The organism is Methylobacterium sp. NMS14P (assembly GCF_028583545.1).
Taxonomy (GTDB): domain Bacteria; phylum Pseudomonadota; class Alphaproteobacteria; order Rhizobiales; family Beijerinckiaceae; genus Methylobacterium.
The window spans coordinates 3699960-3725445 of sequence record NZ_CP087106.1; the positions used below are offsets into that span (position 1 = coordinate 3699960).

Genomic DNA, 25486 nt, shown 5'->3' on the forward strand with positions numbered 1-25486 from the left:
TTGCTGTACTGGATCTGCGACACGTCCGTGGCGGCGACCTTGTTGGAAGCGGTCGCGCCGGTCCCGCACGAGACGCCCACGGACACGGATGGAAGCGCGATCGGCGGAATTCGCGCACGGCGGACGGTCACCGACGACGCTGGCGCGACCGTTGCACACGCGGCGCCAGGTCTGCGAAGAGCCGACCGGGCAAGGGGCCCGGATGCGTCGCGGTGAATCGCGCCCGAGGGAGGATCATGACGGTTCAATCCGCGCGGACACGGGCGACAGAGTCCGGGCACCGTCCATGAGGGCGGTGGACGAGGGCGATCGCGTCGGGGCCATCTGCCAGGCCCTGCGACGGGCCATCGTGGAACGGGCGCTCGCCCCCGGCGACCGCCTGCCGGAGGACGCCCTCGGCGAGCGGTTCGGGGTGAGCCGCACCATTGCCCGGCAGGCCCTGCTGCGGCTGGCCGGGGAAGGCCTGGTCGACCTGCGCCGCAACCGCATCGCCGTCGTGGCGACGCCGAGCTGGGAGGAGGCGCGCGACACCTTCGACGTGCGTCTCGGCCTGGAGCGGCTGGTGGTGCGCCGCCTCGCCGGGCAGCTCAGCCCGGAGCAGCGCCAGGGCCTGCTGGACCAGATCGCCCGCGAGGAGGCCGCCCGGGGCGGACCCGAGGCGCTGTCGATCCGGCTCGCCACCGAATTCCACCTGATGCTCGCCGAGATGACCGGCAGCGCGGTGCTGACCCGCTACGTCGCGGAACTCGGCTATCGCTGCGCCCTGATCCTGTCTCTCTACAGCCGCCCGCATTCCTCGGACTGCGCCGTGAGCGAGCACCGCGACATCGTCGCCGCCCTGGTCGCGGGCGACGCCGAGCGCGCCGCCGCGCTCATGGACCACCATCTCGACGCGGTGGCGGACCGGGCACGCATCGTCCCGCCGGCCCCGCGCGAGCGCGATCTCGCGCGCCTGCTGGCGCCCTACGTCGCGGGCGGCGGGGCCTGAGCCCGCCGCGTCAAGCCGTGAGGCCGTGCTTGGTCAGGAGGCGCTCGGCGCTGTCGTTCCAGACCTCCATGCCGACGATCAGCCCGTCGCGCACGGTGAAACGGTCGACGTAGCGGTTGCCCTCGAACGGGGTGCCGTCCGGCCACGCGCCGTACAGGGTGCCGAGGCTGTAGACCGTGGTGACGCCGTCGCCCGGCACCACGTCCAGCCGCTCCATCCGCTTCTTCACCCAGGCGTAGCGGCCGGCGTTGAAGGCCGTGACCTCGGACGGATGGTTGAACACCCGGGCGCCGGTGAACACGATCCGCGTGCCCGGCGCCATGTAGCGCGCGGCCGTCTCGGGATCGGGCACCATCGAGGCCTCGAGATAGGCGGTCACGTTGGCGGCGTCGCGCGCGGTCGCCGCGCTTTGGGTCACGTCGGTCATGCAGGCCTCCTGTCGGCCTAACGTGCCGCAAAAGCCGCGCTCGTGCATGCAGGAAGTGTATGCACTTTGACGCCGGATTGAGCACAGATTGCCCCCGAGGATACAATCACCGGGCTGTGCAGCGGCCGAATCGGCCAATTCCCGATGGCACGGAGGTTGCGCTCGGCAGGCTGCGCCCCGCCCTCGGAGACACGCCATGGCCTCCTTCCTGCCCCCGACCCTGCGCCGCATCGCGGTGACGACGAGCGCCCTGCTCGCCCTCGCCGTCTCGACCGCGCAGGCGGCCGACACCGTCAAGATCGGCCTCGTAACGGCCCTGAGCGGCCAGTCCGCCAAGTCCGGCGAGGCGATCTCCCGCGGGATGAGTCTCGCCATCGACGAGATCAACGCCAAGGGCGGCGTCCTGGGGCGCCCCCTCGAGCTCGTGGCCCGCGACGACGAGGCCAACCCGTCCAAGGGCGTGCTGGCGACCCGCGAGCTGATCCAGCGGGTCGGCGTCGTCGCGGTGGTCGGCGGCCTCGACACGCCGGTCTCGATGGCGATCGTGCCGATCGCCAACCAGATGAAGGTGCCGTTCATCGGCCCCTGGGCGGCCGGCACCGGCATCACCCGCAACGGCGCCGCCGACAACTACGCCTTCCGCGTCTCCGCGGTCGACGCCCTCGTCGACGAGGCGCTGGTCGCCTACGCGGTGAAGACCTACGGGGCGAAGAAGCCCGGGATGATCCTCGTCAACAACGCCTGGGGCGAGTCGAACCAGAAGGGCCTCAAGGACGCCCTGCAGGCGGCCAACCTCCCGGCGGCCGGCATCGAGAAGTACGAGGCCAACGACGTCGACATGGTGCCCCAGCTGTCGCGGCTGAAGGAGGCCGGGGCCGACGCGCTGTTCCTCGTCGGCAATGTCGGACCCTCGGCCCAGGTGGTGAAGTCGCTGGACCGGATGGGCTGGTCGGTGCCGGTCGTCTCGCACTGGGGCCCGGCGGGCGGGCGCTTCGACGAGCTCGCCGGCCCGAGCGCCGGCAAGGTCCACTTCATCCAGACCTTCACCTTCGCGGGCAACGCGTCGCCGAAGGCGGGCACGGTGCTCGACGCGCTCAAGGCCAAGTACCCGGCGATCAAGTCGATGGCCGACGTCACGCCCGCGGTCGGCATCGCCAACGCCTACGACGCGACGCACCTGCTGGCGCTCGCCATCCAGGCCGCGGGCTCCACCGAGGGGCCGAAGGTCCGCGACGGCTTCTACAAGATCGGCACCTATCCGGGCCTGATCAAAACCTACGACAAGCCCTTCGCGCCCGGCCGGCACGACGCGCTCGGCCCGAACGACTACGTGTTCACCCGCTTCAAGGACGGTGAGATCGTCGCGGTGACCAACTGAGCCCGGCGATGCTGACCTCCATCCTCGTCAGCGGCCTCGGCCTCGGCAGCATGTACGGGCTCGTGGCCCTGGGCTTCCACGTGACCTACGCGGTGTCGGGGACCGTGAACTTCGCGCAGGGCAGCGTCGTCACCCTGGGGGCGGTCCTGGCCTACGCGCTCGGCGTCACCCTCGGCTGGCCGATGCCGGCCGCGATCGTCCTGGCGCTCGCCGGCTGCGCCCTGTTCGGCCTCGTGGTCGAGCGGGCGCTGGTCCGCCCGTTCGTGGCGCGCGGCTCGGACGCGTGGCTCCTGGCGACGGTGGCGGGCGGCATCGTCCTCGACAACACCGTGCTGTTCACCTTCGGCAAGGAGCCGCGAAGCCTGCCCTCCCCGCTGGCGACGAAGCCGGTGGAGATCCTCGGGACCGGCATCTACCCGCTGCAGCTCGTGATCCCGGTGGTCGGGATCGCGCTCGCCTTCGCGATCCGCACGGTGTTCCGCCGGACCGATCTCGGCCGCGTCCTGCTCGCCGTGGCGCAGAACGCCGACGCCGCCCGCCTGATGGGGATCGACGTGCGCCGCACCGTGGCCTGCGCCTTCGCGCTCTCGGCGGTGCTGGCCGGCATCGCGGGGCTCCTGATCGCGCCGCTGTTCTCGGTCTCGGCCGAGCTCGGCACACTGTTCGGCATCAAGGCCTTCGCGGTCGCGATCCTCGGCGGCATCGGCTCCGCCACCGGGGTGATCCTGGCGGGGCTGCTCTACGGCCTCGTCGAGGCCGGCGTCACCGCGACCCTCGGCTCGACCTACACGCAGCTCGTGGTGTTCTCGGTGATCATCCTGGCCCTCACCCTGCGCCCCGACGGCCTGCTCGGCCGCGCCGCGGTCAACAAGGTCTGACCCGATGCCGTACCTGCGCTCAGGCCCGGCGATGCGGCTCGGCATCGCCGGCCTCACCGCCGCCGCGCTCGGCCTCGTCGCGCTGACCGCAGGCTACAGCCACTTCGTGATCGCCCTCGTGGCACTGACCACGGTGGCGGGGGTCGGCCTCAACGTGCTCCTCGGCCTGACCGGGCTGATCTCCTTCGGCCAGGCCGGCTTCTACGCGATCGGCGCCTACGCGAGCGCGATCCTGACGCTCCACGGCGTGAGCTTCTGGCTGGCGCTCCCGGCGGCGGCCCCGATCGCGGCGCTCGTCGGCGGCCTCGTGGCGGTGCCGGCGATGCGGGTGAAGGGCCCCTACCTCGCCATGCTGACGATCGCCTTCGGCTTCATCGTCGAGCACGGCCTGATCGAGGGCGGCGAGCTGACCGGCGGCCAGAACGGCCTCGTCGTGACCGACGCCCCGACACTTTTCGGCGCGCCGCTCTCGCCGGCCGGCCTCGCGGTGCTGGCGGTGCTCGCGGCCGGGGCGAGCCTCGCCGGGTTCGATATCCTCGCCCGCAGCCGCCTCGGCCGGGCGATGCGCGCCGTGCGCGACGCCGACGTCGCCGCGGCGGCTCTGGGCTTCGACCCGGTCCGGGTGAAGACCCTGGCCTTCGCGATCTCCGCCGCCCTGACCGGCCTCGCGGGGGCAATCCTGCCGCCGCTGATGCTGTTCATCGCGCCGAGCTCGTTCCCGTTCTCGCAGTCGATCCTGTTCGTCCTCTCAGTGATCGTCGGCGGCGCCGGCACGGTGCTCGGCCCGCTGCTCGGGGCGCTCGTCACCGTGCTGCTGCCGGAGGCGCTGTCCGGCCTCGCCGAGTACCGCCTGCTGTTCTTCGGCGTCGCGACGCTGGCGGTGCTGTGGCTGGTCCCCTCGGGGCTGGTCGGCAGCCTCGCCCGGTTGCTGCCGCGAGGCCGCGACGAGGCAGCCGCCGTCGAGGGCGGGGAGGTGCCGCTGCCCGGCACGGCGGCGCGCGAGGCCCTCGTCCTCGAGGGCGTCGGCATCCGCTTCGGCGGCATCACGGCGGCGGACGGCGTCGACCTCACGGCCCGGCCGGCGGCCGTCACCAGCGTGATCGGCCCGAACGGGGCCGGCAAGACCACCGTGCTCAACATGGTCTCGGGCTTCTACCGCCCGAGCGCCGGGGCGATCCGGCTGGGCGACCGCGACCTCGCCGGGCGGCCGGCCCACGTCGTCGCCCGGGCCGGCATCGCGCGCACTTATCAGACCACCCGCCTGTTCGGCTCGCTGCCGGTGGCCGACAACGTCGCCCTCGGCTTCGCGCCGGGCCGGCTCTGGCGCCGTGCGCGGGCGCGGGACCGCGAGACGGCCGCCGCGCTCCTCGCCTTCGTCGGCTACCGCGGCGCCGTGGACCGCCCGGCCGCCGAGCTGCCCCATGTCGACCGGCGCCTCGTGGAGATCGCCCGGGCGCTCGCCGGCGGTCCCGCGGTGCTGCTCCTCGACGAGCCCGCCGCCGGCCTGTCGCGGGCCGATACCGACCGGCTGGCCCGGCTGATCCGCCGGATCGCCGACAGCGGCGTCGCGGTGGTGCTGGTCGAGCACGACATGCCGCTGGTGATGGGCATCTCCGACCACATCCTCGTCATGGATGCCGGGCGCCCGATCGCGCGGGGCACGCCCGCCGAGATCCGGCGCGACCCGGCGGTCCTGCGCGCCTATCTCGGCGGCGCCGACACCCCGGCCCGGCCGCGGAGCGCGCCGTGGCAGGGACCGGCGGACGCCGTCCTCTCGGTCCTCGACCTGACCGCCGGCTACGGCGCCGCGCCCGTCCTCGACGGCGTCCATCTCGACGTGCGGCCGGGGGAGACCGTTGCCCTGCTCGGCGCGAATGGGGCCGGCAAGTCCACGGCCATGCGGGCCCTGGCGGGGCTGCTGCGCCCGGTCGCGGGATCGGTCGTGTTCGAGGACCGGCGCGTCGAGGCGCTACCTGCGCACCGGATCGCCAGAAGCGGGCTCGTCCTGGTGCCGGAGGGCCGGCAGGTCTTCCCGGAGCTCACCGTCGTCGAGAACATCCGTCTCGGCGCCTTCGGGCGCGGGTCGCCGATCGACCCGGCCGAGGTGGAGCGCCTGCTCGACCGGTTCCCGCGGCTGCGCGACCGGGCGGCAAGCCGGGCGGGCCTGCTCTCCGGCGGCGAGCAGCAGATGCTGGCGATCGCCCGCGGGTTGATGGCGCACCCGCGCATCCTGCTCCTCGACGAGCCGTCGCTCGGCCTCGCCCCGGCGATGATCAACGCCCTCTACGCGACCGTGGCCGAGCTGCGCGACGAGGGCGTCACCATCCTGATCGTGGACCAGATGGCGGCACTGGCCCTCACGGTCGCCGACCGCGGCTACGTCCTGGAGCAGGGCCGGGTCGTCGCGCGCGGAACCGCCGCGGAGCTGTCGGCGGACAAGGGGCTGGAAGCGGCCTATCTCGGTGCGGCGTAAGGGGGCCCTGATGGACACGAATGCCGGACACGGCCGCTACGGCTACAGCGCCCTCCCCGACCGCCCGGTCTACGACTGGCCGGCGGGCAAGCGGCTGGCCGTCTATGTCGGGCTGAACCTCGAGACCTTCGCGTTCGGCGAGGGCCTCGGCGCCGAGCTGGCCCCGGGCGGCCCGCAGCCGGACGTGCTCAACTACGCGTGGCGCGACTGGGGCAACCGGGTCGGCGCCTGGCGGATCGCCGCGATGCTGGACGAACTGGCCATGCCCGCGAGCGTGCTGGTCAACAGCAACCTCTACCGGGACTGTCCCGGGCTGATCGAGGCGTTCCGGGCGCGGGGCGACGAGATCGTCGGCCACGGGCGGACCAACGCCGAGCGGCAGGGCACCCTCGACGAGGCCGCCGAGCGGGCGTTGATCGCCGAGACGACGCGGGTGATCGCCGCGCAGGAGGGCAGCCCGCCTGCCGGCTGGCTCGGGCCCTGGATCTCGCAGTCGCGGGTGACGCCTGACCTGCTCGCCGAGGCCGGCTACCGCTACCTGCTCGACTGGGACCACGACGACCAGCCGACCTGGTTCGCGACCCGCGGCGGCGGCCGAATCCTGACGGTGCCCTACCCGCAGGAACTCAACGACATCCCCGCCATCGTGGCCCGCAAGGAGACGGGGCGCCAGTTCGCCGAAGCCATCGTCGACGCCTTCGAAGAAATGCTGGAGCAGTCTCGGGGCGCGCCGCTGGTGATGGGCATCGCGCTCCATCCCTACATCGTCGGGCGCCCGCACCGGCTGCGGCCCCTGCGGCGGGCGCTCCGGCACATCGCCGACCGCCGCGCCGACATCTGGCTCACCACCGCCGGGGCGATCGCCGACCACATCGTGGCGCGAGAGGCCGGGCCGCGCTGACGCGGCCCTGACCCGGCGAGCTCAGAGCACCTGCGACAGGAACCGGCGCGTGCGCTCGTCCCGGGCGGAGGCGAAGAAGGTCGCGGGCGGCCCGTGCTCGACGATCACGCCGCGGTCGGTGAAGTAGATGTGGTCGGCGACGTCGCGGGCGAAGTTCATCTCGTGGGTGACGAGCATGCAGGTCATGCCCTCCTCGGCGAGCTCCCGGATCGTCACCAGCACCTCCTTGACCGTCTCCGGATCGAGGGCGGCGGTGACCTCGTCGAACAGCATCACGTCGGGCCGCATCGCCAGCGAGCGGGCGATGGCCACGCGCTGCTGCTGGCCGCCGGACAACTCGCCGGGATAGGCGTTCTCCTTGCCGGCGAGCCGCACCTTGGCGAGCAGCGCCCGCGCCCGGGACTCGACCTCGCGCCGGTCCTGCCCGAGGACGTGGATGGGGGCCATCATCACGTTCTGCAGCGCGGTCTTGTGCGGGAACAGGTTGTACTGCTGGAACACCATGCCGACCTTGCGGCGCAGCGCCAGTTTGTCGAGCCGCGGATCGGTCACCTCGATCCCCTCGACCTGAATCGAGCCCGCGCTCACCGGCACCAGGGCGTTGACGCAGCGGATCAGCGTCGACTTGCCCGAGCCCGACGGGCCGATGATGCAGACGACCTCGCCCTTGCGGACGTCGAAGCTGATCCCCTTCAGCACCTCGAACGTCCCGAAGGACTTGTGCACGTCGGCGAGGCGGACGATCGGCTGATCGGGGGTCCAGCTCGGGGACGGGGTGGCGGCCGGGGTCGCGCGCGTCATGGTCTCAGCGGGTCTCGAAGCGGCGTTCCAGGGCGGCGGTGAACCGGTCGATCGGGTAGCAGTAGAGGAAGAAGCACAGCAGCGCGAAGCCGTAGAGCGGCGCGAACAGCTCGGGGCGGCCGCCCTCGGCGGCGTGCACCTGCGCGGTCAGCGTCAGCATCTCGGTGACGCCGACGATGGAGGCCTGCACGGTCGCCATGGCGATGAGCGAGTAGACGTTCATCCAGGGCGGCAGCATGCGCTTCGCGCACTGGGGCAGGATGATGCGCCACATCGTCTGCCGCCGGGTGAAGGCCAGCGACTCGGCGGCTTCCCACTGGGTGTTCGGTACCGAGCGCACCGCGCCGCGGACGATCTCGGCGACGTTGGCCATGACCGGCAGGCTGAAGCCGAAGGTCGCCTTCACCCAGTCGGGCAGCGGCACGCGGATGCCGAACACGGTGATCTGGAACGGCACGAGGAACATCACGAAGAACAGCAGCACCAGCCAGGGCACGTTGCGGAAGACCTGCGTGGCGCACCACGCGAGGCGGGGCAGGATCCGCCCCTCCGCCAGCATGGCCAGCCCGAGCCCGATGCCCGCCACCGTCCCGATCGCCATCGCCATCAGTGAGATCGCGACGTTGAAGGCGAAGCCCGTGAGCAGGAGAGGCGCCCACTTGATCACGACCTCCAGCGGCGACAGCGCGGCGGTTCCTCCCTGCGCCCAGGCCGGGACGGCGACGAGGGCGAGCCCGGTCAGCAGCCAGAGATGGGCCGGGCGCAGGCGCGCCGCCGCGCGGTCCTTCGGGAGCGCGAACGGCAGGAGCACCGGCAGGTCCCCCGGTCGCCCGCCCTGCGGATCGGCAGCGTTCATCGGCCGTATCCCGGGATGCGCAGGGTGCGTTCCCAGCGGTGCATGATCCAGACGAGTACGCCGACGAGGACCGCGTAGGTCGCCAGCAGCACCAGCATCATCTCCAGGACGTTCTGCGACTCCGACCAGATCTGCTTGACCGCGTACAGCGTCTCCGGAACCGCGATGGCGTAGGCCAGCGTCGTGGTCTTCAGGAGGTTGATCAGGTTGTTGTTCAGGGCCGGCAGGCAGACGCGCAGGGCCAGCGGCAGGACGACGTACCGGTAGGCCTTGAACCGGGTGTAGCCCAGGGCCTCGGCGGCCTCGACCGTGGTCCGCGGCACGGCCTCGATGCCGGAGCGGAAGATCTCGACGTTGAACGCGCCCGCGAACAGCGATAGCGAGATGATCGCCCACTGGACGTTGCTGAGGATCGGCGCGCGCAGGCCGTCCGCCGAGCGGATGTCCGGGAGCAGCGTCCCGAGGCCGAAGTAGAAGAAGAAGATCTGCACGAGCGGCGGCGTGTTGCGGAACACCACCACGAAGCCGTTGACCAGCGCCCGCAGGACGCGCGACGGCCCGCTCTGCAGGAGCGCGCCGACGGCGCCGATGACGAGGCTCGCCAGGATCGTGCTGATCCCGAGGAGCAGCGTCATCCGCAGGCCGGCCACGTACCGGTCCCAGTCGTAGGGATCGTAGAAGACCGTGAAGTTGAAGCCCGTGGTCTCGTAGAGCTGCTGGAACCACGCCTGGATCGTGGCGATCATCGCGGGCGAACGTTCGGCTTCGGCGTGCAGGCGCGCATCAGTTGGTCGCGTTCTTGTACTTCTCGTGCATCGCCTTCGAGTAAGCGGTCGGCTCGATGCCCCACTTCTTCTCCTCGTTGACGATGAAGCCGGTCTTCATCCAGTCCTTGGTGGCGTCCTCGACCGCGGTCTGGAGCGTGGTGTTGCCCTGCGCCACCGCCATCATCCACGGAGCGTCGAGGATGCCCTTGAGCGGCAGCGCGTAGTTGGCCTTCCAGTCGTCGTCGAGCAGCTTACCCTGCAGCATGCTCTGGTCGTAGACGTAGCCGATGCAGTTGCCCTGCTTGAGCGCGAAGAGCGGCTTCTCGGACCCGTCGAAGGCGACGATCTCCGCCCCGTAGGTCCGCGCGACGTCCTTGTTGTACCACGCCCCCGAAGTGGCGCAGACCGGCTTGCCCTTGAGCTGCGCCCAATCGGTGATGCCGGACGACTTGGGCAGCAGGACGTTGACGAAGTCGGAATAGTAGTTCGGGTCGATCGCCTGCACGACGCGGCGGCGCTCCGGCTTGTCCGACAGGGTGGCGATCAGCAGATCGACCTTGCCCTGCTGCAGGAACTCGATCCGGTTGGCCGAGACGACCGGCACGAGCTCGAGCTTCACGCCCAGCCGCTTGGCGAGGTCGGCGGCGAGATCGGGCTCGAGGCCGATGATCGTCCCGCTCGGGTCGCGGAAGCCGAACGGCTTGTAATCCGCCTTCACGCCGACGATCAGCGTCCCGCGCTTCTTGATCGCGTCGACGCCGTCGGCGGCCGCGGCCCGGCCGGGCAGCGCGACGGCCGAGAACGCCGCGAGCGCGGCCATCGCACCGGTGCTCAGAAGGGTGCGGATCGTGAGGCGCATCGGATCTTTCCTGCTCGGGTCGACTGATCTTGGCACGGTTTCAAGCAATCCACGAGCCATTGGCCGGCGCATCAACTGAAACGTGCCAGAGCGAAGGGCTTGAGATCGACGGTGCCGCCGGTCCCGGCCAGCTCCGCCGCGACGGCCTCGCCGATGCCGGCCGAGTGCTTGAAGCCGTGCCCCGAGCAGGCGGAGACGACCAGGACCCGCTCCATCGCGGGATGCCGGTCGATGATGAAGCCGCGGTCGGGGGTCACCGTGTAGACGCAGGCCGCGGCCTGGACGACCTCCGGGGTCGCGCCGGCCAGCCGGTTCGCGACGCGCAGCCGGTACATGTCGTCGGATTCCGACGGGTCGACCCGGCGCTCCACCCCGTCGGCGCTGGTGGTGGTGCTGTACTGCTCCGTCGCGACCTTGATGGACCCGTCGAGCGGCGGGAAGCCGTAGAGGTATGCCGTGTCGCTCGTCCCGTACATCCAGATGAAGACCGGCGCGTGCGGCCCGTAGGCGGTCTCGTCCGCCAGCGCGTACCAGTGCAGGAGCTGACGGCGGACGGTCAGCAGACGGTCGAACGGGCTCCCGAGCAGCGGGGCCGTCCAGGCGCCAGCGGCCACGACGGCGCGGTCGGCCAGGATCGTCCCCTCCGCCGTCTCGATGCGGACGCCGCTCCCGTCCTGCTGCAGCCCGACCACCGCGCAGTTCGTGCGGATCTCGGCACCCGCGGCACCCGCGCGGCCGAGCTGCGCCGCGAGGCAGCGCTCCGGGAACACGTAGCCGCCGCCCGGCTCGTAATAGGCCTTCTCGTCGCCCGCGAGGTTGAGGAATTGCGGGAACCGCCGGGCCACCTCCGCGCCGGTGAGCACCTCGTGGACGATGCCGGCCCCCTCCGCGGCGCCGATGGAGCGTCCGACGAAGTCCGGCTTGCCGTGATGCGAGGAGACGCCGTGGCCTGGGGCCATGACGAGGGCCCCGCAGGCGTTCAGCAGCGTCTCGCCCGTCTCGGCCTCCAGCTCGCGCCAGATGCGGTGCGAGGCGGTGACGAAGGGCACGTAGTCGGCGCCCTCACCGACCGCCTGCCGGGTGATCCGCGTCTCGCCGTGGCTGGACCCGAGCGCGTGGGGCGGCGCGAAGCGGTCGAGCCCGATCACCGCGGCGCCACGCTTCGCCAGCTGGTAGAGCGCGGCGCTGCCCATCGCGCCGAGCCCCAGGACGGCGACGTCGTAGCGGCGGCTCACGGCCGGCGCTCTTGCGGGCTGCCGGGACGGGACGCCGCCGCGTCGGGGAGCGGGAGCAGATCGGCAGGTTGAGGCATCCGGAGGCGGTCTCGCGCGGCACGGGATAACGGCACACAGCATGATGGATGCCGAGGCGGGCGTTTGACTGACACGGACGGTTTCCTGCACTTTTGAGCCATCGGGGAGCGGAGGGCGCGTGTGAGATGGAGGCGGAGACCGGGGACCGGCCGCAGGAGATCGGCTTCATCCTCGTGCCCGGCTTCGCGCTGCTGTCCTTCGCTTCGGGTTGCGAGCCGTTCCGGGCGGCCAACGAACTCGCCGGGCGGCCGCTCTACCGCCTGCGCTACTTCGGCGAGTCGGAAGGCTCAGTGGCCGCCTCGTCGGGCGCCGAGATTCCCACCGAGGCGCTGCCGCGCCTGCGCGGCCACCTCCACACCCTCTTCGTCTGCGCGGGCGGAGAGCCGACCGGGTGGGACAGGCCCGAGATCCACGCGGCTCTCCGGCGGATGGCCCGGCTCGGTGTCCGCATCGGCGGCATCTCGGGCGGTCCCTACCTGATGGCCGCGGCGGGCCTGCTGGCCGATCGCGCGTTCACGCTCCACTGGGAATATGCCGGCGCCACGGTCGAGACCTTCCCGGAGGCGCGCCTGAGCCGGGCGCGCTACGTCGCCGACGGCGATCGCCTGACCTGCGGCGGCGGCGTCGCCCCCCTGGAGATGGCCCACGCGCTGATCGCCGAGCGCATGGGCGAGGCCTTCGCCCGCCGCGTCTCCGACTGGTTCCTCCACACCGCCATCGGCGCCGCCGACGACCCGCAGCGGGCCTCCGCGGTCGAGCGCTACGGGATCCACCATCCGGCCCTGCTGGCGGTGCTGGAGACGATGGAGAAGACCGTGGAGGCGCCGCTCGGCCGCCTCGCCATGGCGCGCCTCGCGGCGATCAGCCCGCGCCACCTCGATCGGCTGTTCCTCGAGAAGCTCGGCCTGAGCTTCTCGGCCCAGTACAGGGCCATCCGCCTCGCCCACGGACGGCGCCTGCTGCGCCAGAGCCCGCTCAGGATCGGGGAGATCGCGACGGCCTGCGGCTTCTCGAGCGCGGCCCATTTCGCCCGCTGCTACCGGTCCCAGTTCGGCTGCAGCCCGTCCGCGGAGCGAGCGTGACGTCCGCGCGGGCAGTCCGAGCCGTCAGTCCCGCGCGTCCGGGAGAGGCGGCGGATCGACGGGATCCTCCCGGCGCAGCGCGACGCCGCTGGTGCCCTGGGCCAGCATCGCCCGCAGCAGCGCCTCCATCTGGCCGACGGCCGCCTCGACCGCCAGGCCGTCCTGCCGGATGTTCGAGATGCAGTTGCGCCGCGAGTCGGGCAGCCCCGGCGCCGGGCCGAACGTGACGTAGCAGCCCAGGCTGTCGGAGGCCGACAGGCCCGGCCGCTCCCCGATCAGCACCACGACGCAGCGCGCCCCGAGCCGGGCCCCGATCGGATCGCCGATCGCCACCCGCCCCTGGCTCGCCACGACCACGGGCGCCAGGCTCCAGCCGGCCCGCCGCGCCCGCGCCGCGAGCGCCGCGGCGGCCGGGACCGCGTTCAGCGCGACCGCCGTCGCCGAGAGCCCGTCGGCGATCACGATGGCGACGTCGAAGCCTTGTCCGAGCCCGTCGAGCAGCGCCGCGGATTCCGGATCGAGGGCCCGGCCCCAGTCCGGCCGGCGCAGGTACTCCGCCCGGTCGGTCACGGCCGAGCGGACCTCCACCGCCTCCAGGCCCTGGACCGTCAGCGCCTCGCGAATCGCGGCCGCGTCGAGGGGCGTCCACACCGCCTCGCGGGCGCGGGCGTGGTCGAGGCCGAAGGCGAGCGCCGCGCCGGTCGGGAGGCCGGCGCCGTGCGCGCCCAGCGCGACGCGCGCCTGGGTCAGCCCGCGCAGGTCGTGCAGCGTCGGGGGGCCCGGGCGGGTCGGCTCGGTCGGCTCGTCGCTCACGCGGCCCTCCCCGGCAGCAGCCGGGACGCCTCGGCGAGGGCCGGGGGCAGCGCGCCCGTCGCGCTGGCCAGCCGGCCCTGCGCGTCCGTGATCCGCACGTCCCGCAGCCACGCCTCGAATTCCGGGGCCGGACGGCGCCCCAACGTCTCGCGGGCGAAGACCGCGTCGTGGTGCGACAGCGACTGGTAGTTCAGCATCACGTCGTCCGCCCCCGGCACGGTGATGACGAAGTTGACGCCGGCCGCGCACAGCAGGGTCAGGAGCGCGTCCATGTCCTCGCCGTCGGCGTCGGCATGGTTGGTGTAGCAGACGTCCACGCCCATCGGCAGGCCGAGCAGCTTGCCGCAGAAGTGGTCCTCCAATCCGGCGCGGATGATCTGCTTGCCGTTGTAGAGATATTCGGGACCGATGAAGCCCACGACCGTGTTGACGAGGAGGGGATCGAACTCTCGCGCCACCGCGTAGGCGCGCGCCTCCATCGTCTGCTGGTCGACGCCCCAGTGCGCCTCCGCCGAGAGGGCCGAGCCCTGGCCGGTCTCGAAGTACATGTATTGGCCGCCCTCCAGGCAGCGGCCGAGCGACCGCGCCGCGTCCGAGGCCTCGCGCAGGACGGCGAGGTCGACGCCGAAGCCGGCATTGGCTTTCTGCGAGCCGGCCACCGACTGGAACACGAGGTCGACGGGCGCTCCACGGGCCATGGCCTCGATCGCCACCGTGACGTGGCCGAGGCAGCAGTGCTGGGTCGGCACGTCGAGGCGCAGCCGCAGGGTCTCCAGCAGCTCGACGATGCGGATGTAGTCCGGCAGGGAATCGGTGGCCGGGTTCACGCCGATCACCGCGTCGCCCGAGCCCATCAGCAGGCCGTCGAGGGCCGAGATCAGGATGCCCTCGGACGAGTCGGTCGGGTGGTTGGGCTGGTTGCGGGTGGCGAGCCGACCGGGCAGGCCGATGGTCGAGCGGAAGCGCGTCACCACCGGCCGCTTGGCGGCGACGGCGACGAGGTCCTGCAGCCGGCAGATCTTGGAGACCGCCGCGACCATCTCGGGCGTGAGGCCGGGCGCGAGCGCGGCGAGGGCGTCCGCGTCGGCGGCGGGCGCGAGCAGCCACTCGCGGAAGGCGCCGACCGTCAGCGACGAGACCGGCGCGAAGGCCGCCGCGTCGTGCCGGCGGGCGATGAGGTCCGAGACCTCGTCCTCGTCCGAGGGGATCAGCTCCTCGGCCAGGAAGGTCTTGAGCGGCAGGTCGGCGAGGGCGATCTGCGCGGCCAGGCGCTCTACCGGCCCGTCGGCGCAGAGCCCGGCGAGCTGGTCGCCCGAGCGCTCCGGCGTGGCCTTGGCGAGCAGGCTGCGCAGGTCCGGGAAGGTGAAGCGCGTACCTTCGATCGTCGTCGCGTAGGCCATGCGGGCGCTCCCGGCGCGCTGTCGGACGTCAGGGAATCCGATCCTGCCGGATGTCGGGGCCGCCGGGAAGCGGGGACGGCGCGGGCGCTGCCCGTCCTCAGGCCGGCAGCACGACCACCTTCGTCTTCACCGGCGTGCGCGCGTAGAGGTGGATCATGTCCTGGCTGAGCAGGCCGACGCAGCCGCTGGTGATGCCCGTGCCGATCGATTCGGCGTCGCTGCTCGCGTAGATCGTGTAGAGCGTGTAGGCGCCGTTCTGGTAGAGGTGCAGCGTGCGGGCACCGAGCGGGTTGTCGAGGCCGCCGGGCATGCCGCGGGCGTACTTCGCGGCCTCGGGCTGGCGCCGGATCATCTCCTTGGGCGGGGTCCACGTCGCCCACTCGGACTTGCGGCCGACATAGGCGTCGCCGTTCCACAGGAAGCCCTGGCGGCCGACATTGGCGCCGTAGCGCGTGGCCGTGCCGTCGCCCTCGATGCGGTAGACGTAATAGTTGGCGGGATCGACCACGATCGTGCCGGGCGCCTCCGACGAGGCGTACTGGACGGTCCGCCGATAGTATTTCGGGTTGACCTTGCTGACGTCGACCGCCGGGATCGGGAACTTCTCGTTCGGCATCGGCCCGTAGGTCTTCGCCGCCTCGGCCATGAGCAGGGTGTCGGTCGTTCCGCACCCGCCGAGCGAGAGGGCGCCGATCCCGAGGGCGGAGCCGGCCAGGAACGACCGGCGGCTGAGAAGTGCCGCCTCGCATCCGAGGCGCCCGCGCCCGTCGAGCCCGCCGGCCTTGCGATCGTCCGTCATCATCGCCCTGGACTTCCCTGTCCTGCAGCCCGGCGCCACCGCGCGGCGTGCCCCCGTCGCGCGAACGGCCAAGCTTGAGAGTGCCGCGTGCCAGCGTGCCTGGCAAGCTTGTCTCTACAGAGCCGAGAGCGGCCGAAATGCGTCGCAAGTGTGGTGGATCCCCGTGATCTCCAGACTTCGTCGCCGAACGTTCGTGTCGAATGCGCCGGGTGTGCTTCGGCTGCCGCGGGCGTCCCGGCGCGCGGCGACGCCGGTCGGCGGCGTCAGAACTGCACGCCGCGGGTCAGGCTGCCGTCGACCACGAGGTTGGTGCCGGTGATGAAGCTGGCGGCCGGACTGGCCAGGAAGACGGCCGCGCGCGCCACCTCCTCGGGCCGCGCCATCCGGCCGGTCGGGTTCAGCCGCAGCGCCTCGGCGAACAGCGCCGGGTTGCCGGTCTCGATCTGGTGCCAGACGCCGCCCGCGAAGTAGGTGTTGCCGGGCGAGACCGAGTTGGCGCGGATGTTCCGGGGCGCGAGCTGGAAGGCCAGCCCCTGCGCGTAGTGGATCAGCGCCGCCTTGAAGGCGCCGTAGGGACCGGCCGCGAAGTCGATCTCGCGCCCGGAGACGCTGGAGATGACGACGATCGCGCCGGCCCCGGAGCGCTCGAGGAACGGCATCGCCGCATCGACCGCCGTGACCGTGCCCATCATGTCGACGGCGAAGCCGCTCCGCCACGCCGCCTCGTCGCTGCCGACCGCGAGGGCGCTCACGTTCGGCACCACGACGTCGAGGCCGCCGAGCTCCTCCGCGGCCTCGGCGACCCAGCCGCGCAGGGCGGCGGAGTCGGCCACGTCGACGGCGCGCCCGGTCGCCGCCACGCCCCTGCCGCGCAGGTCCGCCACCTTGGCGGCGACCTCCGCGGCGTTACGGGCGCAGAAGGCGACCGCCGCCCCCTCGTCTGCCAGCAGGTCGACGATCGCCCCGCCGATGCCCTTCGTGCCGCCGGTCACCAGTGCCCGGCGGCCCCTGAGGCCGAGATCCATGCCATCCTCCTCCGTCGCCGATCAGGCGTGGGCGATCGCTTTCGTGATCGAGGCGCCGAGCGTGTATTTCGGATCGACCATGTTGCCGAGCCGCACGCGCCCGCACTGCGTGAGCAGCATGTAGGCGTCGATCTCGTCGAAGCCGAAATCGGCCGCGAGCCAGCGGATCAGCTCCCGGTAGGCGATGCGCGCGGCGTCCTCCATCGGGCGGGACGAGCCGATCGTCATGTAGAAGTCTTCGGTCTCGAGCCGCGGCCAGCGGAAGGTCCAGCCCTTGATCAGGTCGATCTGCACCGTCGTGTGGGTCGGGTGCTCCACCGCGACGCCGCAGAGCTCGCCGTCGCCCTGCGCGGCGTGGCAGTCGCCGAGGTAGAGGAGCGCGCCCTTCGCATTCACCGGCAGGTAGATCACCGCGCCGACGCCCACGTCCGGCAGGTCCATGTTGCCGCCGTAATAGTCCGGCTGCAGCGAGGAGATCGCCTCGATCTCCGGCGAGGTGCCGATCGTGCCGATGAACGGCTGGTAGGGCAGCGTGATCCGGTCGTTCCAGCGCACGCCGTTCTCGGCCGTGACCTCGAGCTTGCGCACCCGCTCGGGGAGCGGCGGATTGAGGAGCGCGGTGTCGCCGGTGGCGACGAGGCCGCCGAATTCCGGCATGATCAGCGTCGTGCCGCAGGGCTGCGGGCCGCGCGGCCGGATCGAGCGGATCGCCACCGCGAGGCAGTCGCCCTTCTCGGCGCCGTTGACGTAGATCGGCCCGTTCTGCGGGTTGAGGTAGGGGAAGTTCAGGATCTGCGTCGGGCTGTCGGTCTCGTGGCGGATCTTGCCCTCGAAGGCGTCGTGGGTCTCGACGGTGACGACGGCGCCGGGATCGACGGTCAGCACCGGCTCGGCGAAGGGGCCGTAGACGTAGTGGTAGCGGCCCTGCTCGGCCTCGGTGATCGTGTGCTCCCGGCCGGGCTTGCCGCCGGCGACGCCCTTGCGGGCCATGATGGACTGGTCGAGCCACTGCATGGTCGTCTCTCCCTGGGTTGTCGGACTGAGGTGTCAGACGGCGAGGTGGCGCCGCACGAGGTCGCGGTCGTCGAGGTCCCGGGCCGTCAGCGCCGCGACGATCCGGCCCTTGTCCATGACGTAGCTGCGCTGGGCCATGGCGCGGATCAGGTCGAGGTTCTGCTCCACGAACACGATCGTCACCCCGGTGCGCTTGTTGAGATCGACCAGGGTGCGGCCGATCTGCTGCACCACCGAGGGCTGGATGCCCTCGGAGGGCTCGTCGAGGAGGATCAGCGCGGGCCCGCCGACGAGGACGCGGCCGATGGCGAGCTGCTGCTGCTGCCCGCCCGAGAGCGTCCCCGCCCGCTGCCCGCGCCGCTCCCGCAGGATCGGGAACGGCCCGAAGGCGCGCTCGTAATCCGGCCGCTCGCCCTTCGGCAGCAGCGAGGCCCCGACCGTCAGGTTGTCGGCGACGCTCATGCGCGGGAAGACGTCGCGGCCCTGGGGCACGTAGCCGATGCCCAGGCGAGCGCGCCGGTGGGCGGCCATCCCCTCGACGGCCGCGCCTCGGAACGCGATGCCGCCCGCGGAGGCGGGCAAGAGCCCGACGAGGCTACGCATCAGCGTCGACTTGCCGACGCCGTTGCGGCCGATCACCGCCACGATCTCGCCGGGCCGGACCGCGAGGTCGACGCCCTGCAGCACGGGCTTGCCGCCGTAGCCGGCCCGCAGGCCGGTCGTCTCGAGGAGCGGTTCAGGCATCGGCGACGCTCCGCAGCGGCGGCGCGTCCGCCTCCCCGAGGTAGATCGCGGCGACCCGCTCGTCCGCGATGATCGCGTCGGTGGTGCCCTGAGCGAAGATGCGCCCGACATGGAGCACGGTCACCCGCTGGGCGATCTGCCGGACGAAGGCCATGTCGTGCTCGATGGCCAGCACCGCGACGCCGTCGCGGTTGAGCGCCTGCACCATCGCGCCGGTGGCGAAGGTCTCGTCCGGCGACATCCCGGCAGTGGGCTCGTCGAGGAGGAGCAGGCGCGGCTTGAGGCTGATCGCCATGCCGATCTCCAGCCACTGCTTCTGCCCGTGGCTGAGGTTGCCGGCGCGGTCGGAGGCCGCCGCGGTGAGGTTGAGGAATGCGAGCAGCCGGCGGATCTCGGCGCCGAGCGAGGCGCCCTCGAGATGGTGCTGCAGGGCGATCTCCAGGTTGTGCGCCACCGACAGGCTCGGGAAGATGCCCGGCACCTGGAACTTGACGCTCATGCCCCGCCGGATCCGCGCGAAGGGCTTGAGCGCGGTGATGTCCTCGCCGGCGTAGAGGATCTGCCCCCGCTCCGGCGCGTACTCGCCGAGCAGCAGGCGGAAGAACGTGCTCTTGCCGGCGCCGTTCGGCCCGATCAGGCAGTGGATCTCCCCCGCCGCCAGGGCGAAGTCGACGTCGTTGGTGACGTGCAGTCCGCCGAAATGCTTGCTGAGCGCGCGGGTCTCGAGGAGCGGGGTCATCGGCCCGCCTCCCGGCGGCGCAGGCGGCCGAGCCCGCGCATGGCCGCCACCACGAGGCCGTCGGGCGCCGCCAGCACCACCACCACGAGGAGCAGGCCCATCACCACCAAGGCGTACTGGCTGCCGTAGATCGTCAGCGCCTGGAAGCCGCCGAGGACCAGGAGCGTGCCGACGAGCGTGGCCGTCAGGTCACCGCGGCCGCCGACCGCGACCCAGATCACCGGGAGCGCGGCGGCGGTGAGCCCCATGCTGGAGGGCGTGATGTACTGACCCCAGGCGGTGTAGAGGGTGCCGCTCAGCCCCGCGAGGGCCGAGCCGATCACGAAGGCGGCGAGCTGGTAGCGCCGCACGTCGTAGCCGAGCATCTCGGCCCGTTCCGGGTTCTCGCGGATCGCCACCAGCACGTTGCCGAACCGGGCGTTCACCAGGATGCGCAGCGCGAGGTAGACGACGATCAGGAGAGCCAGCAGCCCGTAGTAGAGGGCGACGTCGGGAAACAGCACGACGTCACCGTCGAACCACGGCACGGTCAGGGGCGGCATGCCGCTCATGCCGTTGTAGCCGTTGAGGCGCGCCGCCCCGATCTTCCATTCCGGGCCGGCGGTCTGCGCCATGAAGCGCTCCAGGGCGAGCGTCACCGACAGGGTGATGATGCCGAGGAAGACGCCGCCGATCCGGCCGAAGAACAGGAAGTAGCCGAGGAGCGCCGCCATCACGGCCGAGAGCGCCACCGCCAGCACCACGGCCGCCAGGGTGAAGCCGTAGGCGGCGCCGACGTTCAGGGTGAGCACGCCGTAGGCGTAGCCGGAGAGGCCGAAGAAGGCGGTCTGGCCGAAGCTGAGCGCGCCACCGTAGCCCCAGATCAGGCACAGGCCGAGCGCCATGAACACCCAGCAGAAGAAGTACGCCGTGTTGCCGACCGTGTAGCCGTCCGCGAACCACGGGTAGGCCACCGCGGCGGCGACCGCGAACGCGAAGGCGGTCCAGAAGGCCGGGCCGCGCCCCAGGGTCTGCGGGCCCTCGAGGCGCCGGAGCAGGGTCATCGCCGGAAGCATCGCCGAGGTCATCGCCATGGCCTCAGGCCCGCTCGCGCAGGATCAGGCCCGAGATGCCCCGCGGCAGCACCCGGATCACCAGGATCACCGCGACGAGGAGGCCGATCTGTCCGAAGAGCTGGCCCTGCCACGTCGTGAGCAGCGCCCGCACGGTGCCCAGCACGAGCGCCGCCGGCGCCGTGCCGAGGAAGATGTCGGCGCCGCCGACCACCACGGTGACGAAGGCCTCCATGATGAAGGTCGTCCCCATGGTCGGCACGATGGTCATGGTCGGCGCGTAGAGCCCGCCCGCGAGGCCCGCCAGCGCCGCGCCGAGGCCGAAGGTCAGGGCGTAGACCGTGCGGGTGTCGACCCCGAGGGCCTCGGCCATGTGCGGCACCTGGATGGTGGCGCGGGCGAGCGTCCCGAAGCGGGTGGCGTTGAAGGCGAGGTAGAGCCCGGCCAGCACCGCCACGGCGGCGACCATCAGCACCACGCGGTAGGTCGAGTAGGAGTAGCCGCCGACCGTGAAGCTGCCGAGCGGCGTGCCGATCCCCGGCATGCTGGAGCCCAGCAGGATCAGCGTGCCCTGCGTCGCCGCGAGGCTGATGCCCCAGGTCGCCACGATCGTGTCGAGGGGCCGACCGTAGAGGTGGCGGATGACGAGGCGCTCCATCACCATGCCGACGGCGCCGGCCGCGAGCGCGCCGGCCAGGATGCCCAGCGGCAGCGGCAGCCCGGCCCGCGTGGTCGCCGCCGTGACGTAGGCGCCGCACATGATCAGTTCGCCGTGCGCGAGGTTGATCACGCCCATCATGCCGAACACCACCGCGAGGCCGCAGGCGGAGAGGACCAGGAACGAGAACGCGTCGCCGATCTGGTAGAGGAACGTGAAGGCGTGGGTCAGCAGATCCATCCGGAGGCCCGATCGTGATGGCTTGTGGGCCGGGGCCTCGGCCCCGGCGATGTCGCGTCGACTCCGGCCCGGGGCCGCGGCGCGCGGGAACCCGTCCCGGCAGCTCAGGGCTTCGGCGGGTTGCTCGGTGTGTACTGCGCCATCGGATCCTTCTTGGTCAGGTCGCAGCCGGCCTTCCCGAGCCAGTAGGGCTGGATGCCGTCCCAGGTCTTCGGGAAGGAGATCGCGTGCTTCTCGTCGACCTTCGCGAGGTAGATCGTGTGGGAGGCGTGCTGGCTCTTCGGGTCGATGCAGACCTTGCCCTCCGGCGCGTCCACGCAGACATCGCCCGCCGCGATGACCTTGCGCAGGTCGGCGCGCTTGGTCGAGCCGTTCGCCCGCTCGACCATCTGCTTGTAGAGGTAGACCGCGAGGTAGGAGTTCTCGGCCTCCTGGTTGACGTAGGGCTCGTTCGGGAATTTCGCCTTCCACTTGGCCAGGAAAGCCTTGCTCGACGGGCTGTCGACCTCCTCGATGTAGTTCGTGGTCACGTACATGTTGGCGAGGCTCGGCGGCTGGAAGCGCTTGTGCTCGTAGCCCTGGCCGATATTGACCGAGGAGCCCATCGGCACCTTCAGGTTCGCGGCCGCCGCCTGCTCGTAGTAGGAGGCCTGCGCGGTGCCGACGAGCAGCGTCATCAGGATGTCGGGCTTGGCCTTCTGGATGTTCTGGATCGTCTGCGAGAACTGCGACACGCCGAGGGGGATGAACTCCTCCCCGACCATCTCGCCGCCGTTCTCCTTGACGATGTTGCGCACCCACTCGGCCGAGATCTGACCGAAATTGTAGTCGGCCGCGATCGTGTAGACCCGCTTGCCGAACTTCTCCATCATCCACGGGATCAGCGTCGAGAATTGCTGCTCCGGCACCGCGCCGGTGACGATCATGTGGCCGTCGCAGACGCCGCCCTCGTACTGGTTGTTGTAGAAAGCGAAGCCGTCGAGCTGGTCGACGATCGGCCGGTAGGCCTCGCGGGACGCGCTGGAGAAGCCCGCGAAGACGGCGTTGACCTTGTCGCGCTGGAGCACCCGGCGCATGAATTCCTGATAGCGCGTGTTGTCGGACTGCGTGTCGTAGATCACGAGTTCCAGCTTGCGCCCGGCGATACCGCCCGCGGCGTTGATCTCGTCCGCGGCGAGCTGGATGCCGTGGACCTTGCCGATGGTGGCGACGGCGAAGTCGCCGGACTGGTCCTCGAGGACGCCGAGCTTGATCGGGTCTGCGGCGCGGGCCGCGGGGGCGGCCAGGGATGCGCCCGCGAGCAGGGCGGCCGCGAGGGCGGGCAGTCGGGATCCGCGGGGCGTTCTCGGCATCATGGCGTCCTCGTCTTCGGGATGGCGACAGAGCTTCAGGATCGGGCGTGCCGCGGCGACGCGGCCGGCGCCGCGACGGACGGACGGGCGCGCACGAGCGCCTCGCAGTAGGCTTCGAGGGGCTGGCGGGCGCGCATGGCGTCGCGGCGGAGAGTCTCGTAGGCCGCGTCGTCGTCGACGCCGTGCTCCTGCATCAGCCGGAGGATCGCCTTGACGACGTGGCGCCGGCCGCGGCGCCGCTCCTCGTGGCGGGCCAGGCGCTCCTCGAGCAGGCGGCGCCGGTTGTGCTCGTTCACCGCGAGGAACAGGGCCGCGTAGACCGAGGCGCCGTGGATCGGCTTGCGCAGGAGGCCGGTGGCGCCGAGCTGGAGCAGCCCCTTGAGGCGGCTCGGCGCCTCGACGCCCACCAGCCCGACCACCGGGACCGGCGGCAGGTCGGGGACGGCGCTCGCCGCGAGGCCCGGCAGCGGCAGGTCGCCGTCGACGATGACGATGTGGTGCTCGGGATCGAGGATCTCGAAATCGAGCCACGGCGCCTCGCCGGCCGGGACGACCGAGGCCACGGTGAGCCCGAGCTTCATCAGGGTGCCCGCCAGGACGTCCGTGGCGGTGCTCGGCGGGGCGATCAGCAGGGCCTGCGCGCCGCTGAAATTCTGGATCAGCCGGGGCGTCGTCATGGCACCACCCGCAGGCGCGGGCGCCGGCTCACCGGCACGACGCGCGGATCGCTGCGCACGAGGTAGGGGTCCGGCGCGACCGGCTCCTCGGCCTCCGCCACGATGGTGAAGCGGGCCGCCGCCGTCGAGAGGCCGATCCGGGGCGTCAGGCAGGCATGGAGCGTCGTCTCGTCGAGGCGCACCGGCCCCTGGGGCGCCTCGAACCCGTCCGCGCAGGCCGCCCGGCGCACCGTCGCGGCGTCCTCGGTCCCGGCCCGCACCAGCGCCCGCGCCAGGAGATGCACCGCGATGTACGAGGATTCGGCATCCGCCGAGGGGGTCGGCCCGTCGGGGAAGCGCGCCGCGTAGGCCGCCATGAAGGCGCGGTTGCGGGGCGTGTCGATCGACGTGAAGTAGACGCTGGACGACAGGTGGCCGTCGACCGCCTCCGGTCCGATCGCCTCGAGTTCCGGCTCGGCGAGGCTGCAGCTCGCCACCGGCATGGTCTGCGCCTGGTCGATGCCGCGCGCCGCGCAGGCGCTCCGGAAGTCGCGGAAGAACCGGTACGCCGAGATCCCGATCAGCGTGTTGAAGACGAAGTCCGGCCTCGCGGCCAGGATCGCCTCGATCACCTGAGCGAAGGCGGTCTCGCCCACCGCGAGGTAGCGCTCGCCCGCGACCCCGCCGCCGGCGAGCGCCAGCGTCTCGCGCAGGATGCGGTTGTTCTCCCAGGCCCAGATGTAGTTGGAGCCGACGCAGAAGGCCGTGCGGCCGCCGCGGGCGAGCAGGTGCCGCACCAGCGGGACGATGTGCTGATTCGGCGCCGCACCGGTGTAGACCACGTTCGCCGAGGTCTCGAAGCCTTCGTAGTGCGATGGGTACCAGAGCAGGGCATCCCGCTTCTCGAAGATCGGAATGATCTCCTTGCGGCTCGACGAAGTGTAGCAGCCAACGACGTGACGGATCCCCGCGTCGAGGAGCTGCTCGGCCCCGGCGACGTAGCCCGCGAGGGCGCCGTGCGGATCGCAGATCACCGGCTCGAGGACGCAGTCGCCCCGCACGTTCACCTCCTCGACCGCGAGGCGCGCGCCGTTCAGCATCGCCCGCCCGACGAGACCGTAGGGTCCGTCCGCGGAGAACAGGATGCCGACGCGGTGATGGCTGAGGCCCATGCAATCCTTCAGAACGCAAAAAGCCCGCCAGTGCGGAGCACTGCGGGCGGCATCGCCGAGAAAGATATAGACGTATTGGCGCGAAACTGGGCAGCTTTGCCCCGCGCCTGAAAACTAGGCTCCTCGGTAATGGCCCCTGTGTCAAGTCCCGCGCAGTCTTTTCAGAACCGGCGTCTTGATGATTGCTTCCCGGATCCCCCGCCGCGGTCGGCGCGATGGCGCCTCACCGACGCCGCGGCGCAGGGCGCGACGCCAATGACGGCCGCCAACCCGCGAGCGGCGGACCGACGTCCGCCACGTCGGCAGGACCGATTATTCCACTTCAAGGAATGATGAACTGCGCAGAACGCGTATTCTGCCAAGCCGGACGCGGCGGCATTCTCCGGACACGGCCCGGGGCGATCCCGGCTTCCTACGGAGATCCACGGTCATGAAGCTCTACCACCATCCCCTCTCGGGCCACGCGCACCGGGCGCGCCTGTTCCTGTCCCTGGTCGACGCCCCGCACGAGCTGATCGAGGTCGACCTGAAGGCAGGCGGGCACAAGACGCCGGCCTTCCTCGCCATGAACCCGTTCGGTCAGGTGCCGGTGCTCGACGACGACGGCGTGATCGTCTCCGATTCCAACGCCATCCTCGTGTACGTGGCGAAGCGGCTCGGCCGGTCCGACTGGCTGCCCGAGGATCCGCGCGCCGCGGCGGCGGTCCAGCGCTGGCTCTCGGTCGCGGCGGGCGAACTCGCCTACGGCCCGGCGGCCGCGCGCCTGATCACGGTCTTCGGCGCCAAGTTCCTTCCGGAGGAGGTGATCGCCCGGGCACACACGCTCCTGGGGCGGCTCGAGGCGCATCTCGACGGCCGGGACTGGCTCGCGGCCGCGCGGCCGACCATCGCGGACGTGGCGGTCTACAGCTACCTCGCCCGCGCCCCGGAGGGGAACGTCGACCTGTCGGGCTACCCGCGGGTCGGGGCCTTCCTGCGCCGGGTCGAGGGCCTGCCGGGCTTCGTCCCCTTCGCCGAGACCCCCGCGGGCCTCACGGCCGCGGCGTGACCGGAAGCCCCCGGGCGCGTCCGCGCCCGGGGCGGATTCCCGTGGAGGGCG

The 25486-nt window shown here is 71.8% G+C and carries 25 protein-coding genes; 7 read left to right on the top strand and 18 right to left on the bottom strand.

Annotation, left to right across the window (positions count from 1 at the left end; genetic code table 11):
- Positions 1–286 precede the first annotated feature (286 nt).
- Complete coding sequence (locus LOK46_RS17580; RefSeq protein WP_273559234.1) at positions 287–988, top strand: GntR family transcriptional regulator; 702 nt, start codon at positions 287–289, stop codon at positions 986–988.
- A 10-nt stretch (positions 989–998) separates the two neighbouring features.
- Here LOK46_RS17580 and LOK46_RS17585 read toward each other — a convergent pair whose 3' ends face one another.
- A complete protein-coding gene (locus LOK46_RS17585) occupies positions 999–1415 on the bottom strand; it encodes a nuclear transport factor 2 family protein (protein ID WP_273559235.1) in 417 nt (138 codons plus the stop codon).
- A gap of 196 nt (positions 1416–1611) precedes the next feature.
- On the opposite strand from LOK46_RS17585, the gene LOK46_RS17590 reads away from it, so the two are divergent.
- From LOK46_RS17590 to LOK46_RS17605, 4 genes are read left to right on the top strand one after another with little or no spacing between them, the layout of a single operon-like run.
- Positions 1612–2793, top strand: coding sequence for an ABC transporter substrate-binding protein (locus LOK46_RS17590; RefSeq protein ID WP_273559236.1), 1182 nt, complete (start codon positions 1612–1614; stop codon positions 2791–2793).
- Positions 2794–2801: 8 nt separating this feature from the next.
- Positions 2802–3671 carry a branched-chain amino acid ABC transporter permease gene (locus LOK46_RS17595; protein ID WP_043348786.1) on the top strand — a complete coding sequence of 290 codons (870 nt, stop codon included), beginning with the start codon at positions 2802–2804 and terminating at the stop codon, positions 3669–3671.
- Between the two features lie 4 nt (positions 3672–3675).
- Positions 3676–6144, top strand: a complete 2469-nt coding sequence (locus tag LOK46_RS17600; RefSeq protein ID WP_273559239.1) for a branched-chain amino acid ABC transporter ATP-binding protein/permease — start codon at positions 3676–3678, stop codon at positions 6142–6144.
- Positions 6145–6154: 10 nt separating this feature from the next.
- Entirely contained in the window at positions 6155–7045 is an 891-nt protein-coding gene (locus LOK46_RS17605; RefSeq protein ID WP_273559241.1) for a polysaccharide deacetylase family protein, read from the top strand.
- Between the two features lie 21 nt (positions 7046–7066).
- On the opposite strand, the gene LOK46_RS17610 is transcribed toward LOK46_RS17605, so the two are convergent.
- The 5 genes from LOK46_RS17610 to solA all read right to left on the bottom strand — a co-directional run bounded on the left by LOK46_RS17610 (position 7067) and on the right by solA (position 11563).
- Positions 7067–7846, bottom strand: a complete 780-nt coding sequence (locus LOK46_RS17610; protein ID WP_273559243.1) for an amino acid ABC transporter ATP-binding protein — start codon at positions 7844–7846, stop codon at positions 7067–7069.
- 4 nt (positions 7847–7850) lie between these two features.
- Positions 7851–8702 (bottom strand): amino acid ABC transporter permease, encoded by an 852-nt coding sequence (locus LOK46_RS17615; RefSeq protein ID WP_273559245.1) that lies wholly within the window; start codon positions 8700–8702, stop codon positions 7851–7853.
- On the bottom strand, positions 8699–9448 hold the full coding sequence (locus tag LOK46_RS17620; protein ID WP_273559247.1) for an amino acid ABC transporter permease: 750 nt from the start codon (positions 9446–9448) through the stop codon (positions 8699–8701). Before LOK46_RS17620 ends, LOK46_RS17615 begins: the two co-directional genes overlap by 4 nt.
- 37 nt (positions 9449–9485) lie before the next feature.
- The gene (locus LOK46_RS17625) at positions 9486–10328 is read right to left on the bottom strand and encodes a transporter substrate-binding domain-containing protein (protein WP_273559248.1); all 843 of its coding nucleotides are present in this window, start codon (positions 10326–10328) and stop codon (positions 9486–9488) included.
- Between the two features lie 71 nt (positions 10329–10399).
- Positions 10400–11563 carry an N-methyl-L-tryptophan oxidase gene (gene solA / locus LOK46_RS17630; protein WP_273559250.1) on the bottom strand — a complete coding sequence of 388 codons (1164 nt, stop codon included), beginning with the start codon at positions 11561–11563 and terminating at the stop codon, positions 10400–10402.
- 203 nt (positions 11564–11766) lie between these two features.
- On the opposite strand from solA, the gene LOK46_RS17635 reads away from it, so the two are divergent.
- Positions 11767–12723, top strand: coding sequence for a GlxA family transcriptional regulator (locus LOK46_RS17635; protein ID WP_273559252.1), 957 nt, complete (start codon positions 11767–11769; stop codon positions 12721–12723).
- A gap of 24 nt (positions 12724–12747) precedes the next feature.
- Here LOK46_RS17635 and eutC read toward each other — a convergent pair whose 3' ends face one another.
- The 12 genes from eutC to LOK46_RS17695 form a co-directional block, all read right to left on the bottom strand.
- On the bottom strand, positions 12748–13536 hold the full coding sequence (eutC, locus tag LOK46_RS17640) for an ethanolamine ammonia-lyase subunit EutC (RefSeq protein ID WP_273559254.1): 789 nt from the start codon (positions 13534–13536) through the stop codon (positions 12748–12750).
- Positions 13533–14936: an ethanolamine ammonia-lyase subunit EutB gene (locus LOK46_RS17645; RefSeq protein ID WP_273559256.1), complete on the bottom strand. Its 1404-nt coding sequence runs from the start codon at positions 14934–14936 to the stop codon at positions 13533–13535. The genes eutC and LOK46_RS17645 overlap by 4 nt, the downstream gene beginning before the upstream one ends.
- Before the next feature lie 97 nt (positions 14937–15033).
- A complete protein-coding gene (locus LOK46_RS17650; RefSeq protein WP_273559259.1) occupies positions 15034–15738 on the bottom strand; it encodes a L,D-transpeptidase in 705 nt (234 codons plus the stop codon).
- 260 nt (positions 15739–15998) lie between these two features.
- Positions 15999–16760, bottom strand: coding sequence for an SDR family NAD(P)-dependent oxidoreductase (locus LOK46_RS17655; protein WP_273559260.1), 762 nt, complete (start codon positions 16758–16760; stop codon positions 15999–16001).
- Positions 16761–16781: 21 nt separating this feature from the next.
- Positions 16782–17774, bottom strand: coding sequence for an acetamidase/formamidase family protein (locus LOK46_RS17660; RefSeq protein ID WP_273559263.1), 993 nt, complete (start codon positions 17772–17774; stop codon positions 16782–16784).
- 33 nt (positions 17775–17807) lie between these two features.
- The gene (locus LOK46_RS17665) at positions 17808–18518 is read right to left on the bottom strand and encodes an ABC transporter ATP-binding protein (protein ID WP_273559265.1); all 711 of its coding nucleotides are present in this window, start codon (positions 18516–18518) and stop codon (positions 17808–17810) included.
- A complete protein-coding gene (locus tag LOK46_RS17670) occupies positions 18511–19257 on the bottom strand; it encodes an ABC transporter ATP-binding protein (protein WP_273559266.1) in 747 nt (248 codons plus the stop codon). Before LOK46_RS17670 ends, LOK46_RS17665 begins: the two co-directional genes overlap by 8 nt.
- Positions 19254–20300, bottom strand: a complete 1047-nt coding sequence (locus LOK46_RS17675; RefSeq protein WP_443192898.1) for a branched-chain amino acid ABC transporter permease — start codon at positions 20298–20300, stop codon at positions 19254–19256. Before LOK46_RS17675 ends, LOK46_RS17670 begins: the two co-directional genes overlap by 4 nt.
- A 34-nt stretch (positions 20301–20334) precedes the next feature.
- Positions 20335–21207 carry an ABC transporter permease subunit gene (locus LOK46_RS17680; protein ID WP_132368368.1) on the bottom strand — a complete coding sequence of 291 codons (873 nt, stop codon included), beginning with the start codon at positions 21205–21207 and terminating at the stop codon, positions 20335–20337.
- Positions 21208–21311: 104 nt separating this feature from the next.
- Positions 21312–22562, bottom strand: a complete 1251-nt coding sequence (locus LOK46_RS17685) for an urea ABC transporter substrate-binding protein (RefSeq protein WP_443192823.1) — start codon at positions 22560–22562, stop codon at positions 21312–21314.
- 32 nt (positions 22563–22594) lie between these two features.
- Positions 22595–23236 carry an ANTAR domain-containing response regulator gene (locus LOK46_RS17690; RefSeq protein WP_273559270.1) on the bottom strand — a complete coding sequence of 214 codons (642 nt, stop codon included), beginning with the start codon at positions 23234–23236 and terminating at the stop codon, positions 22595–22597.
- Positions 23233–24387 (bottom strand): transporter substrate-binding domain-containing protein, encoded by a 1155-nt coding sequence (locus LOK46_RS17695; protein WP_273559272.1) that lies wholly within the window; start codon positions 24385–24387, stop codon positions 23233–23235. Before LOK46_RS17695 ends, LOK46_RS17690 begins: the two co-directional genes overlap by 4 nt.
- Before the next feature lie 430 nt (positions 24388–24817).
- Here LOK46_RS17695 and LOK46_RS17700 point away from each other — a divergent pair, with 430 nt between their 5' ends.
- Positions 24818–25435, top strand: coding sequence for a glutathione S-transferase family protein (locus LOK46_RS17700; RefSeq protein ID WP_273559274.1), 618 nt, complete (start codon positions 24818–24820; stop codon positions 25433–25435).
- Positions 25436–25486 lie beyond the last annotated feature (51 nt).